Below are 12,508 nucleotides of genomic sequence, written 5' to 3' on the forward strand. Positions count from 1 at the left end.
GTCAGCCGTTGCCGGTCAGGCGGATGACGAGGTTGACCAGCCAGTCGACCGGCTGACCCAGGACCCAGCCCAGGACGTTCAAGTCCATGCCGACCTGCCGGCCGATCAGGGGCAGGATGAAGATCAAGCCGAGCAGGATCGGCATGCCATAGGGCTCGAGTCGTGCGAACGGCCGCGCCAGGCTGTCGGGCAGCAGGCCGACGGCGACCCTCCCGCCGTCCAGCGGCGGCAGCGGGATAATGTTGAAGAGCGCCAGCACGACATTGATGAGGATCGCGTTCTCGATGTTGAGGATCGCCCAATTCGCGGCGGGCAGCGGCAGGAGAACGGCGAGATGCGCCAGCAGGCCCGCCGCCAGGGCCAGGAGGATGTTCGTGGCCGGGCCGGCCGCGGCGACCCACACCATGTCGCGTTTGGGATTGTTCAGCGCCCGGAAGTTCACCGGCACCGGCTTGGCATAGCCGAACAGGAACGGCGCACGCATGAAGATCAGCAGCCCCGGCAGCAGGATCGTGCCGACCGGATCGATGTGCTTGAAGGGATTCAAGGTCACGCGGCCCTGCTGCCACGCCGTCCTGTCGCCGAAGCGCAGGGCGACGAAGCCGTGCGCCGCTTCATGCAGCGTGATGGCCAGCAGGGCCGGGATGACCCAGGTGGAGATCGTGTAGAGCGTGTCGTTCACGGGGAAGCCACCTGTTGTCTCTCTCATCGCATCGGTTACGGTCCTGCGATGATGGCATGGTTGATCGTTCTGCTCGCTCTCCTCTGCGCAATGCCCGCATCGGCCCAGCAGAATGTCCGCGTTCCCGTAGAGCAGGGCGGGCGTACCGTCCAGCTTTCCGCGCAGCTGTTTCGTCCGGCCAAGGCCGCGGCGGCGGTTCCGGCGGTCGCGCTGTTCCATGGCTGCGGCGGGCCGGGACAGAACACGGCGCGCATGGCCGGACTTCTTGCCTCCTGGGGCTATGCCGCACTGGTGGTCGACAGTTTCTCGGCGCGCGGCCTCAAGGATGTCTGCGGCCGCAGCTGGCCGACACAGGCCGCCGCCGAGGCGAGGGCCGGCGACATCGATGCCACGCTGGCCTGGCTCGCGAAGCAGCCGGGGATCGATCCGCGGCGGCTGGCCTACATGGGCTATTCCTACGGCGGCGGCGTGGCGATGCTGCGGGCCCTCTCGGGCAAGCCCGAGGATCGCGCGCCGGCCGCGGCACGCGCCGTCGTGCTGCTCTATCCCGACTGTGCGCTGGCCGACGCGCTGGGGCCGCGCCTCGCGGTGCCGCAGCCGACCTTCTTCGCGATGGGGGCGCTCGACGACTGGACGCCGGTCTCGCAGTGCCGTGCCGTGCTGGAGAGGATCGTGCGCGGCCGGGAGCTGGTTGAAACGAAAGTTTATGAAAACGCTCATCACAGCTTCGATGCGCTCGGGCTGCCGGTGCGCTATCTCGAAGGCGTTGGCAACCGCAGCAAGCCCGGCGGTTGTTGTGGTGCGCATTACGGTGCCCATGAGCCTGCGTGGAAGCAGTTCGTGGTCGACGTTAAGGCGTTCCTGGACAAGGCGCTGAAGCCATAGACCCGGGCCGGCGGGAGCGGCATGCGTTCGACGGTGTGGGTTGGCGGACTGGCGGCGCTGTTCCTGCCGTTTGCGGCGGTCGAAGCGCAGGAGTCGAGCGACAGCGACGGGGTGCGCCACGTCGGCAAGATCCATAACAGGTTGCGCGCGGCCGAGGCGCGCCAGGAATACTTCCTGGACCAGGAATTCGACGATGCCTCCCGGCGCTATGCACGGGCAAAGAAGGAAATCCAGAAGTCGACCGGCATCTTCTATTCGATGACATCGTCGGTCCTCAGCCAGTGGGGCGCGCCGGGGAGCGACTATGGGGCCGTGCAGGCCCAGTTCTCGCCGTCGGTGAACTGGAGGGCGTTCAGGGATCCCGAGCTCGGCGCCGGCTCGTTCCAGTTCGCCTACCTTGCTACCCAGTACTGGTCGGGCCAGACCGGCACCAGCCTGCAGAACCGGCTCGGCCTCAACAGCCCGGTCAACGACTATCCGGTCAACCAGCTCACCTTCGCGCAGGTGAGCTACACGCACGATTTTCCGGGCCACTTCGTGTCGGTGACCCTGGGGCAGTTCCCTTTCTCGAACTTCGACGGCAACGCCTACGCCAACAACGAGCAGGTCAATTTCATCGGCTATTCGCTGGCGCAGAACGGCAGCCAGAACTATTCGCAAGGCAGTCTCGGCGCCTACGTCCAGCTCAATCCAACGCAGGAGATCACCCTCGCCGCGGGCCTCCAGGACGCCAACAACGTCCTGGCCTCCAACTACATCCAGTTGAACACCGCGGCGCAGGGCCAGTATTCCTGGTTCGTGTACGGCGCCTGGTCGCCGCTTTCGGGAATGCTCCGCAACGGCAGCTACTCGCTTTTCTACTACAACCTGCCGAGCGTCGAGATGCAGCCGCAGGCGAGCTCGGGCCTCTCGTTCAACGCCTCGCAGCCGCTCGGCAAGAACTGGGGGCTGTTCGCCCGCGCCAACACCGCCTGGAACTCGAGCCAGTACATCCAGTCGTCGATCGCCGGCGGCGCGGTCTACAACAACCCGCTGGGCCGGGCGCCGCTCGACCAGATCGGTCTGGGTATTGCCTGGAACAGGGTCAACCAGGCCCTCTATGCCAACACCTACGTGAATCCCAGCGAGACGATGGTGGAACTCTACTGGTCCTGGTCGGTTAAGCACCTGTTGATCACGCCGGACGTTCAGCTGTATTTCCAGCCGGCTCTGGCGCCGACGCAGTCGATGGCCGCGGTCTTCTCGCTACGCGTGACGGTCCTGTTCTAACTTCGGCGAGAGGCAGATGGGAAAGACGATCTGGCACTGTCATATCGCGATGTCGCTCGACGGCAAGATCGCGCGTGCCGACGGCTCGTTCGACTGGCTGGAGAGCTATCCGCCGCAGGAGTTCGGCTTCGATGCGCTGATGGCGGGCATCGACGCGATCCTGATGGGGCGGAACACCTACGAAATCACGCGCGGTTTCGGCGAATGGCCCTATGGCGACAAGGCCACGATCGTGATGACCCATAGACCGCTGATCGATGCGCCGCCCGCAGTCGAGACGCGCTCGGGCGATCTCGCCGTCGTAGCGGCGGAGCTGGAAGCGCGCGGCTACCGGCGCATCTGGGTCGAAGGCGGCGCACAGGTGATCCGCGGCATGATCGCGGCCGGCAAGCTGGACGTGCTGGAGATGGCCATCGTGCCGATCGTGCTGGGAGACGGCATCCCGCTCATTGCTCCCGGCACGCCGGCTCTCGCGCTCACCTTGAAATCGTGCGAGCCGCGCCGCGGCGGCGCACTCCATGTCGTGTACGAAGCGTCGCGCTAGAACCAGCTGGTGACTGCGGAACGACGTGAAGGCCGGCGATTGTGCCGGCGGCTTCGGTGTGTTCAAATCCCAACAGGTTCGACTTCCGCTTGTGTAAGAGAGCGGACGAACCGCCATTCGATCGACGATTGCTGATGCTTTTTCCTGAGACCAGGCGAAGGAGCGGCCGTGACGACACCGAATGTTCTCATGATCTTCCCGCGCTTCAACCCGAACTCCTTCTGGAGTCTTCAGGCCGCTTGCGACATCTATGGTGCGCGGTGCCCGGCGCCGCCGCTCGGCCTCATCACGCTGGCGGCACTCCTGCCGCGCGATTGGAACATCAGGCTGGTGAACCGCAACGCCGAGGTTCTCGATCCGGCCGACCTTGCCTGGGCCGATATCGTGATGACCGGCGGGATGATGCCGCAGCGGGTCGACTCGCTCGAGGTCATCCGGATGGCGCAGGCGCAGGGCAAGCCGGTGGTCGTCGGCGGGCCGGACGTAATGTCCAGTCCCGAGCTTTTCGAGCACGCCGATTTCCTGGTGATCGGCGAGGCCGAAGGCGTCATCGGGCAATTCGTCGAGGCCTGGGCCGCGGGTGCGAGACGCGGGCGCTTCGAGGCCGAGAAATTCAAGACCGACATCACGGCGAGCCCGATCCCGCGCTTCGACCTGCTCGATTTCGGTCACTATCTCTTCGTGGGCGTGCAGTTCTCGCGCGGCTGCCCCTTCAATTGCGAATTCTGCGACATCATCGAGCTGTTCGGCCGCGTGCCGCGGTCCAAGGCGGTGCCGCAGATGCTGGCCGAGCTGCAGGCGCTGTACGATGCCGGTTATCGCGGCCACGTCGACTTCGTCGACGACAATCTCATCGGCAACAAGAAGGCGTTGAAGCAGTTCCTTCCCGCCCTCGAGGCCTGGCAGAAGAGCAACGGCTATCCGTTCATGTTCTCGACGGAGGCGTCCATCAACCTGGCCGACGACGCCGAGCTTCTCGACATGCTGCGGCGGGCAAACTTCTTCGCCATCTTCGTGGGCATCGAAAGTCCCGACAGCGCGACCCTCGTCTCGACGCGCAAGAAGCAGAACACCCGCCGCAGCCTCGCCGAGAGCGTGCACAGGATCCACGCGGCGGGGATGATGGTGATCGCCGGTTTCATCGTGGGCTTCGACACCGAGGAGCTTCGCGTGGCCGAGACGATGATCGAATGCATCGAGGCCACTGATATTCCGGTCTGCATGGTCGGCCTGCTGACGGCGTTGCCGTCCACCCAGCTGACCCGCCGCCTGGAGAAGGAGGGGCGCCTTCTGCCTTTTGCCGACGAGAGCCGCGGCGATCAATGTACCGCGGGGCTCAATTTTGTGACCCGGCGGCCGCGAATCGACATCCTGCGGGACTACAGGGCGATCCTCGAAGCCACCTACCGGCCGGCGGCCTATTTCGAGCGCGTGCGCCGGTCAGGGCTGAACCTGCGGCGGCCGAGCCATCCCGTCACGGCGCGGCCGGTCGTGTCGGCGCGTGACCGGAACACGTTGCTGCGCCTGATGTGGAGAATGACCGTCACCCATCCGTTCCTGGCCCGGTATTTCTGGCGGACGTTCATCGACATCGCGCGGCACAATCCCGCCGCCCTCGAAACCGTCGTCATTCAGATCACGCTCTACCTGCATCTGGGACCTTTCGCGAAGTCGGTCGCCGCGGAGATCGACCGGCAGATCGCGAGCCTCGAGCGCGAGCTGCTATCGCAACCGCCGGTACAAGGCGCTGGCGTTCTGCAACGGGCCGTGTAGGGTCGCGCCCCTTCACGATTCCGGACCCCGAATGATCCGCAAAGCGACCAGCGCCGACCGTCCCCGCATTTCCGAAGTGCGTCTCGCCGTTCGCGAGAACCAGCTCCGCGCGACGTCCGTGAGCAAGGTCGAGACGACCGCCAACTGGATCTTCGAGAACGCGACCTTCTGGGTGTGGGAGGAGGCGGGCGCGGTGCAAGGCTTCTCCGTGGCCGATCCGCGCGACGGCACGATCTTCGGCCTGTTCATCCATCCGGATTGGGAAGGTCGCGGGCTTGGCCGCGCGTTGCTGCCGCTCGCCTGTGAGGATCTGCGCGCCGCGGGCTTTACGGTAGCGACACTCACCACCGGACCCGGCACGCGGGCCGAGCGCTTCTACCGTGAGAATGGCTGGGAAGAGACCGGCCGCCAGGACGACGGCGAGATCATTTTCCAGAAGCCCCTGTAACGGCCCGCTTCAGGGCTGCGCGCGCGAGCAGCCGCGTCGAATCGAGCGTCGGCAGGGGAGAGTTGCCGTCGTTCATGATCAGCGGGATCTCGGTACAGCCCAGAATGACGGCGTCGCATCCCGCTTCCTTCATGCGCTCCATCACGCGCTGATAGGCGGCGACGGCCTCCGGCCGGAACACGCCCTGCACCAGCTCGTCCATGATGATGCGGCTGGTCTCGTCGCGTTCGGCCTCGGTCGGGCGCGCCCAGGAGAGCCCCCGCGCCTCGATCTTCTGCGGATAGACCTCGCTGTCGATCAGCCAGCGCGTGCCGGTGATGCCGAGCTTCCGGAAGCCGCGCCCCGCCGCTTCGGCCGCGACCACCTCGGCGATGTGCAGCCAGGGCACGGGAGAGCGGGGCAGCACCGCGTCCATCGCCTGGTGGATGGTGTTGTCGGGACAGATCAGGAAATCCGCCCCGGCCCTTGCGAGCTTGTGGGCCGACGACAGCATCAGCGCGGCCACGCCGGCGCGGTCGCCGCGTTCCAGGCACGCGACATAGTCGGCCAGCGAATGGGTGTGCAGCGAAACCTCGGGATGGGCGTGCGGGCCCATCAACTCTCCGCCCTCGACGCAGATCGTCTTGTAGCAGAGTGCGGCGCCTTCGGCCGAGCAGGCGACGATTCCAATGTGTTGAGGCATGGTCATCCCTTCGCGCGCGGATGGGCGGCGCGATAGACCGCCGCGAGCCGGGCGGAGTCGACGTCGGTGTAGCGCTGCGTCGTCGACAGCGACGCGTGGCCCAGAAGTTCCTGGATGGTGCGGAGGTCGCCGCCGGCGCCCAGCAGGTGGGTAGCGAAGGAATGGCGCAGCGCGTGCGGCGTCACGCTTTCGGCGAGGCCGAGTTCGCGGCGGATCTCGCGCACCCGCTTCTGCACGATGGCGGGATCGAGCGCCCCGCCGCGCGCGCCCATGAAGACGCGGTCGGAGGGTTTCGCCGCCGCCAGCCACGGGCAGGCATCGCGATAGGCTTTCAGTGCCTGCAGCGCCTGCGGCAGCAGCGGCACCAGCCGCGTCTTGTTGCCCTTGCCGGTCACGGCGAGTGTGTCGCGGCCGCTCTTCAGCAGGTCTTCGACCTGGGCCCTGGTGAGCGCCAGCGCCTCGCCGATGCGCAGGCCCGCGCCGTAGAGCAGGATCAGCACGGCGGCATCGCGCAGGTCGATCCACGGCGCACGCTCCTGATCGGACTCGGCCGCAAGCACGTCCTCCATATCACGCTCGCTCAGCGCCTTCGGGACCGAGCGGGGCAGCTTGGGCGTCCGGATGGTGGCGATGCTCGCATTGTGGGCGAGCCCGTTCTTGTCGAGGAAGCGGAAGAAGGAGCGCACCGACGAGAAGGCGCGCGCCGTCGAGGAGCGGGCCAGTCCCTGGCGCGAACGGTCGGCCAGCCAGGCGCGGAACTCCGCGGGCTTCAGCCGTGCGAGCGCGTGGAGCGTCGGCGCCTCGCCGAGATAGCTCGTCATGAAGCCCAGGAAGGTCGCGACGTCGTGCTCGTAGGCGATGAGCGTGTGGACGGCGAGCCGGCGCTCGCTCTTCAGCCAGTCGCGCCACGCCGCTTGTGCGTCTGCGACACTCACGGCGAGGCTACTCGGGCAGGTCCAGCCAGGCGCGAATCGTGTTCTCCAGCACCTTGGACAGGAAGAACAGAAGCTCCGTCGCCATCTCCGGTCCGAAGGCTTCGGGATCGCGGGCGCCGAAACACATGACGCCGTCGGGCGAGCCCGACGAGACCTGCAGACGCATCAGGACGTCGGACTTCACGAAGCGCGCGACGTCGCCGAAGAACGCCTCCTCGCCCACGATGTCGGAGCGCAGGCGGGCATGCTTGTCCGGCCCGATGGCGGCATCGATGGCGCCCGGCGCCAGCACGTAGACGCCGCGCACCGGCACGCGCTTGGGCGCATCGGCATTGGCCTCGATCGCGAGTGTGATGAAGTCGACGTCGAGCAGCTCGGGCAGCTCGTGCGTCACGACGTGGATCATCTTCTCGAAGGTCGTCGCCTGGATGATGCTGATGACCGCCGCCTGGATGCGGTTCTGGACGATCTGGTTCTGCTTGGAGTTGGCGATGATCTCGGTGCGCTCGACCTTGAGCTTTTCGATCTCGCCGCGCAGGCGCTTCAGGATCGCCTGCTGCATGTCGATGACGCCAGGCCCCTGGACCCGCGGCGTCACGCCCATCTCGGCCGCCAGCTCGCCGTGCTTGTCGAAGAAATCGGGATGGGCCCTGAGATAGGCGACGACATCGTCGGCCGTGATCAGCTTCACCTGCCGGCCCGAGCCGTCGGGCGCCGGAATCGTACCGTCATTGGCCATGCGCCCGTCTCCGGGTCAGAGGATCGACTGGCCGGTCTTGGCCCAGTCGTCGAGGAAGGCCTTGAGACCGTTGTCCGTCAGGGTGTGCTTGAAGAGCTGACGCAGCACGTTCGGTGGCAGGGTGCCGACATGGGCGCCGAGCTTGGCGGCGGCGATCACGTGCTGGGTATGGCGGATCGAGGCCACGAGAACCTCGGTCTTGAAGTGCGGATACTGGCGATAGATCGTCATGATCTCGCCGATCAGATGCATGCCGTCCTGGCCGATATCGTCGAGCCGGCCGACAAAGGGCGAGACGAAGGTGGCGCCGGCCTTGGCGGCCAGCAGGGCCTGTGCCGCGGAGAAGCACAGGGTGACGTTCACCATCGTGCCTTCGGAGGTCAGTGCCTTGCAGGTCTTGAGCCCGTCCGGCGTCAGCGGCACCTTCACGGTGACGTTCTTCGCCAGCTTGGCGAGCTTGCGGCCTTCCTCGAGCATCGTCTTGTGGTCGGTCGCGACCGTTTCGGCGCTGACCGGGCCCGGGACGATGGCGCAGATCTCCTTGATCACGTCGAGCATCTGCCGGCCGGACTTGGCGATCAGCGAGGGATTGGTCGTCACCCCGTCGAGAAGCCCTGAGGCCGCGAGATCCTTGATATCGGCGACATCGGCGGTATCGACGAAGAACTTCATATAAACTACCCCAATGGCCAGTGGTTCGGACTCGCCTGTTACCACAATTTCTAGCGATTCCCCTTCGGAGCCACAAGCCAAGGGGACCGCTTCGTCGCGTCTCGAACCGGTGGAAAACACGATCAAGGTCCTGCTGCCGCTGCCGCTCGGCGATGCCTACGACTATCGCGTTCCCGAAGGCATGGCGGTCATGCCGGGACATTTCGTCGTCGTGCCGCTGGGCAAGCGCGAAACGGTCGGCGTCGTCTGGGGCGACGGCACCGGCGATGTCGCGCCGGAGAAGCTGCGCGATGTGATCGCGGTGCTGCCGGCGCTGCCGATGGCCGATGCAATGCGCCGCTTCGTCGACTGGGTGTCGGCCTACACGCTGATGCCTGCAGGCGCCGTGCTGCGCATGGCGATGAGCGTGCCCTCGGCGCTCGAAGCGCCGAAGACGGAACTGGTCTATCGCCCCGCCGCGCCGACCGAAGACACGCCCCTGAAGCTCACGGCGGCGCGTCGACGCGTGCTGGAGCAGTTGAAGGACGGACCGGCGATGGCCGCCGCGGAACTGGCGCACCTCGCGGGCGTCGGCACATCGGTCGTCAAGAGCATGGCATCGCTCGGATTGCTCGAGACGGCGGAGCGCACCGTGCGCCGCTCCTTTCCCCGGCCGGACGGGCTGCACCAGGGGCCGACCCTGTCGCCGGCGCAGCGGATCGCTGCAGACGGGCTCGTCGCGAAAGTTAAGGCGCACGCCTTCTCCGCGACCCTGCTCGATGGCGTGCCCGGTGCGGGCAAGACGGAAGTCTATTTCGAGGCGATCGCAGCCTGTCTCGCCGCGGGCCGGCAGGTTTTGGTGCTGCTGCCGGAGATTGCGCTGACCGCGCAGTGGCTGAAGCGTTTCGAAGATCGCTTCGGTGCCCTGCCATCGCCCTGGCATTCCGGCCTCACCGCCCTGGACCGCCGGGAAACCTGGCGCGCCATCGCCGAGGGAAGGGTGGGCGTCGTGGTCGGTGCACGCTCCGCGCTGTTCCTGCCTTTCGCCAATCTCGGCCTCATCGTCGTCGACGAGGAACATGACAGTTCGTTCAAGCAGGACGAGGGCGTCGTCTACAATGCGCGCGACATGGCCGTCGTGCGCGCGCGCCTCGATTCCGCGCCCGTCGTGCTGGCATCGGCGACGCCTTCGCTCGAAAGCGTCGTCAACGTGAGGAGCGGCCGCTACGGCGAGGTGCACCTGCCGGGCCGTCACGGCGGCGCGCAGCTCGCGACCCTGTCGGCGATCGATCTGCGACGCACGCCGCCGCCCCGCGGGCGCTGGCTGTCACCCCCTGTCGTCGAGGCCATGAAGGCGACGCTGGCGGCCGGTGAGCAGACCCTGCTGTTCCTCAATCGCCGCGGCTATGCGCCGATCACACTCTGCCGGGCCTGCGGCTCGGGGCTCGAATGCCCGCAATGTTCGGCCTGGCTGGTCGAGCACCGGTTCCGGCGCACCCTGGTCTGCCATCATTGCGGCTATTCCGAGCCGCCGGCCCACACCTGCCGCCATTGCGGCGCGGTCGATCAGTTCGTCGCCTGCGGCCCCGGCGTCGAGCGGCTGGCCGAGGAAGCGACGGAGCTCTTTCCGGAGGCGCGTCTGGAACTCTTCACCTCGGACAGCCTGATGAACCGCGACGAGGCGTCGGCCGCCGTCGACCGCATGGAGAAGGGCGAGATCGACATCCTGATCGGCACGCAGATGGCGGCCAAAGGCCATCATTTCCCGAACCTGACGCTGGTGGCCGTGATCGATGCGGATCTCGGACTGAACGGCGGCGACCTGCGCGCGGCTGAACGGACCTTCCAGCTCCTCTACCAGGTCGCAGGCCGTGCCGGCCGCGACGGGCGGCCGGGCCGGGCGCTGATCCAGACGCACAATCCCGAACATCCGGTGATGCAGGCGCTGGTGTCCGGCGATCGCGACCGCTTCGTCGATGTCGAGCTCCAGGACCGCGCCCTGGCCGGCATGCCGCCTTATGGTCGGCTGGCCTCGCTGATCATTTCCGGGCCGGATCCCGCCGCGGTGGACAATGTCTGCGCCGCGCTCGCCCGGCACGCGCCGCAGCAGGAGGGGGTGACGGTCCTGGGGCCGTCGGTCGCACCGATGGCCCTGCTGCGCGGACGGCACCGGCGGCGCTTCCTGCTCAAGGCCGGCCGCGACACGGCGGTGCAGCCGCTACTGCACGCCTGGCTTGAGAGGATCGGCCTCCCCGGTTCGGTCCGGCTGCAGGTCGATGTCGACCCCTATTCCTTCCTCTGAGACCCCCCGCGCCGAAAAACCGCTGTAGAACAGTGCTTTGCCGACGTTGCGCCGGGAAATGCAGCATGGTAGCAACGCGCGCTTTTCCGGGGTGGGGCGGCAAGCGACGCGGGGCGTTCTGCTGGTGAAAAGCGAGTAAATTCAATGGCTTGCCGGCCGCGATCCGCGGCAGGGGAGAGGCTCTCGACGTGACCACCGCAACCACCGGCGTTGCCGGACGCTACGCCAGCGCCCTTTTTGAACTCGCGGACAGCTCGAAGTCCCTCGATCAGGTCGCGCAGGATCTGACCACCTTCCGCAAGCTCGTCGCCGAGAGCGCGGACCTTGCCCGCCTCATCGCCAGCCCGGTCATTCCGCGCGCCCTGCAGGGCAAGGCGCTGCTGGCCGTGCTCGATGCCGCTGGCATCTCGGGTTTGACCCGCAATTTCGTCGGTACTGTGGCGGCCAATGGCCGCGCCCGCGACCTGCCGGCCATGGCCTCGGCGTTCCTGGCCGAACTCGCCGCCCGGCGCGGCGAGACCACCGCCACGGTCACCTCGGCCGTTCCGCTTTCGCCCGCCCAGCTGCAGCAGCTCAGCGACGCGCTGCGCTCGGTGCTGGGCAGTAACAAGGTTTCCATCGACGCACGCGTCGAACCGGACATTCTCGGCGGTCTCGTCGTGAAGGTCGGCTCGCGCTTGTTCGATTCATCCGTCCGAAGCAAGCTGCAGCGCTTGCAGCTTGCCATGAAGGGAGTTGCCTAATGGATATCCGTGCCGCCGAAATTTCGGCCATTCTGAAGCAGCAGATCGCCAACTTCGGCACCGAGGCCGAAGTGGCCGAGGTCGGCCAGGTCCTCTCCGTCGGTGACGGCATTGCGCGCGTCTACGGCCTCGACAGCGTCCGGGCCGGCGAGATGGTCGAGTTCCCCGGTGGCATCAAGGGCATGGCGCTCAACCTCGAGAGCGACAATGTCGGCGTCGTCATCTTCGGCGAAGACCGCACGATCCGCGAAGGCGACACGGTCAAGCGGACCGGCGCCATCGTCGACGTTCCGGTCGGCAAGGGCCTGCTCGGCCGCGTGGTCGACGGTCTCGGTAACCCGATCGACGGCAAGGGCCCGATCCAGTCGACCGAGCGCCGCCTCGTCGAGGTCAAGGCCCCGGGCATCATTCCGCGCAAGTCGGTCAACGAGCCGATGCAGACCGGCCTCAAGGCGATCGACTCTCTGGTGCCGGTCGGCCGCGGCCAGCGCGAGCTGATCATCGGCGACCGCCAGACCGGCAAGACCGCCGTCGCCATCGACACCTTCCTGAACCAGAAGGGCATCAACAAGGGCACCGACGAGAGCCGCAAGCTCTACTGCGTCTACGTGGCCGTCGGCCAGAAGCGCTCGACCGTCGCCCAGATCGTGAAGACGCTCGAGGACAACGGCGCGCTGGAATACTCCATCGTCGTCGCCGCCACCGCGTCCGACCCGGCCCCCATGCAGTTCCTGGCGCCCTACACCGGCTGCGCCATGGGCGAGTACTTCCGCGACAACGGCATGCACGCCGTCATCGTGTATGACGACCTTTCCAAGCAGGCCGTCGCCTACCGCCAGATGTCGCTGCTGCTGC

At 66.9% G+C, this 12,508-nt stretch carries 12 protein-coding genes and 1 pseudogene; 8 read left to right on the top strand and 5 right to left on the bottom strand.

Going from position 1 to position 12,508, the window contains the following annotated elements; translation table 11 throughout:
- Position 1: 1 nt before the first annotated feature.
- Positions 2–709, bottom strand: a complete 708-nt coding sequence (locus tag Q0Q48_RS24940; protein ID WP_295144208.1) for a site-2 protease family protein — start codon at positions 707–709, stop codon at positions 2–4.
- 63 nt (positions 710–772) lie between these two features.
- Between Q0Q48_RS24940 and Q0Q48_RS24945 the strand changes: the two genes are divergently transcribed.
- The 5 genes from Q0Q48_RS24945 (at position 773) to Q0Q48_RS24965 (ending at position 5,601) form a co-directional block, all read left to right on the top strand.
- Entirely contained in the window at positions 773–1,567 is a 795-nt protein-coding gene (locus tag Q0Q48_RS24945) for a dienelactone hydrolase family protein (RefSeq protein WP_295144211.1), read from the top strand.
- A 21-nt stretch (positions 1,568–1,588) separates the two neighbouring features.
- On the top strand, positions 1,589–2,836 hold the full coding sequence (locus Q0Q48_RS24950; protein ID WP_295144214.1) for a carbohydrate porin: 1,248 nt from the start codon (positions 1,589–1,591) through the stop codon (positions 2,834–2,836).
- A gap of 16 nt (positions 2,837–2,852) precedes the next feature.
- The gene (locus Q0Q48_RS24955; protein WP_295144216.1) at positions 2,853–3,380 is read left to right on the top strand and encodes a dihydrofolate reductase family protein; all 528 of its coding nucleotides are present in this window, start codon (positions 2,853–2,855) and stop codon (positions 3,378–3,380) included.
- A 189-nt stretch (positions 3,381–3,569) separates the two neighbouring features.
- The gene (locus Q0Q48_RS24960) at positions 3,570–5,153 is read left to right on the top strand and encodes a radical SAM protein (RefSeq protein ID WP_295144242.1); all 1,584 of its coding nucleotides are present in this window, start codon (positions 3,570–3,572) and stop codon (positions 5,151–5,153) included.
- A 31-nt stretch (positions 5,154–5,184) separates the two neighbouring features.
- On the top strand, positions 5,185–5,601 hold the full coding sequence (locus Q0Q48_RS24965) for a GNAT family N-acetyltransferase (RefSeq protein WP_295144219.1): 417 nt from the start codon (positions 5,185–5,187) through the stop codon (positions 5,599–5,601).
- Here Q0Q48_RS24965 and Q0Q48_RS24970 read toward each other — a convergent pair.
- Genes Q0Q48_RS24970 through fsa form a run of 4 tightly spaced genes read right to left on the bottom strand, consistent with a single transcriptional unit; the run spans position 5,579 to position 8,629 of the window.
- Positions 5,579–6,283 (bottom strand): amino acid racemase, encoded by a 705-nt coding sequence (locus tag Q0Q48_RS24970; RefSeq protein WP_295144222.1) that lies wholly within the window; start codon positions 6,281–6,283, stop codon positions 5,579–5,581. The genes Q0Q48_RS24965 and Q0Q48_RS24970 overlap by 23 nt on opposite strands.
- A 2-nt stretch (positions 6,284–6,285) precedes the next feature.
- Positions 6,286–7,218: a tyrosine recombinase XerC gene (locus Q0Q48_RS24975; RefSeq protein ID WP_295144225.1), complete on the bottom strand. Its 933-nt coding sequence runs from the start codon at positions 7,216–7,218 to the stop codon at positions 6,286–6,288.
- A 7-nt stretch (positions 7,219–7,225) separates the two neighbouring features.
- Entirely contained in the window at positions 7,226–7,957 is a 732-nt protein-coding gene (locus Q0Q48_RS24980) for a DUF484 family protein (protein WP_295144228.1), read from the bottom strand.
- 15 nt (positions 7,958–7,972) lie between these two features.
- A complete protein-coding gene (gene fsa, locus Q0Q48_RS24985; protein ID WP_295144231.1) occupies positions 7,973–8,629 on the bottom strand; it encodes a fructose-6-phosphate aldolase in 657 nt (218 codons plus the stop codon).
- Between the two features lie 109 nt (positions 8,630–8,738).
- Between fsa and Q0Q48_RS24990 the strand changes: the two genes are divergently transcribed.
- The 3 genes and pseudogenes from Q0Q48_RS24990 to Q0Q48_RS25000 form a co-directional block, all read left to right on the top strand.
- On the top strand, positions 8,739–10,910 hold the full coding sequence (locus Q0Q48_RS24990; protein ID WP_295144233.1) for a primosomal protein N': 2,172 nt from the start codon (positions 8,739–8,741) through the stop codon (positions 10,908–10,910).
- Positions 10,911–11,059: 149 nt separating this feature from the next.
- Positions 11,060–11,653: a F0F1 ATP synthase subunit delta gene (locus Q0Q48_RS24995; protein WP_295144236.1), complete on the top strand. Its 594-nt coding sequence runs from the start codon at positions 11,060–11,062 to the stop codon at positions 11,651–11,653.
- Positions 11,653–12,508: pseudogene (locus tag Q0Q48_RS25000) on the top strand (F0F1 ATP synthase subunit alpha); the annotation flags it as partial. The gene Q0Q48_RS24995 and the pseudogene Q0Q48_RS25000, both read left to right, overlap by 1 nt.

It is taken from the genome of uncultured Reyranella sp. (assembly GCF_945957355.1).
Taxonomy (GTDB): Bacteria; Pseudomonadota; Alphaproteobacteria; order Reyranellales; family Reyranellaceae; genus Reyranella.

Excerpts from the sequence above, each read along its gene's own strand:
- Q0Q48_RS24940 (WP_295144208.1), bottom strand. The coding sequence starts at position 709 with ATGAGAGAGACAACAGGTGGCTTCCCCGTGAACGACACGCTCTACACG.
- Q0Q48_RS24945 (WP_295144211.1), top strand. The coding sequence starts at position 773 with ATGCCCGCATCGGCCCAGCAGAATGTCCGCGTTCCCGTAGAGCAGGGC.
- Q0Q48_RS24950 (WP_295144214.1), top strand. The coding sequence starts at position 1,589 with ATGCGTTCGACGGTGTGGGTTGGCGGACTGGCGGCGCTGTTCCTGCCG.
- Q0Q48_RS24955 (WP_295144216.1), top strand. The coding sequence starts at position 2,853 with ATGGGAAAGACGATCTGGCACTGTCATATCGCGATGTCGCTCGACGGC.
- Q0Q48_RS24960 (WP_295144242.1), top strand. The coding sequence starts at position 3,570 with ATGATCTTCCCGCGCTTCAACCCGAACTCCTTCTGGAGTCTTCAGGCC.
- Q0Q48_RS24965 (WP_295144219.1), top strand. The coding sequence starts at position 5,185 with ATGATCCGCAAAGCGACCAGCGCCGACCGTCCCCGCATTTCCGAAGTG.
- Q0Q48_RS24970 (WP_295144222.1), bottom strand. The coding sequence starts at position 6,283 with ATGCCTCAACACATTGGAATCGTCGCCTGCTCGGCCGAAGGCGCCGCA.
- Q0Q48_RS24980 (WP_295144228.1), bottom strand. The coding sequence starts at position 7,957 with ATGGCCAATGACGGTACGATTCCGGCGCCCGACGGCTCGGGCCGGCAG.
- fsa (WP_295144231.1), bottom strand. The coding sequence starts at position 8,629 with ATGAAGTTCTTCGTCGATACCGCCGATGTCGCCGATATCAAGGATCTC.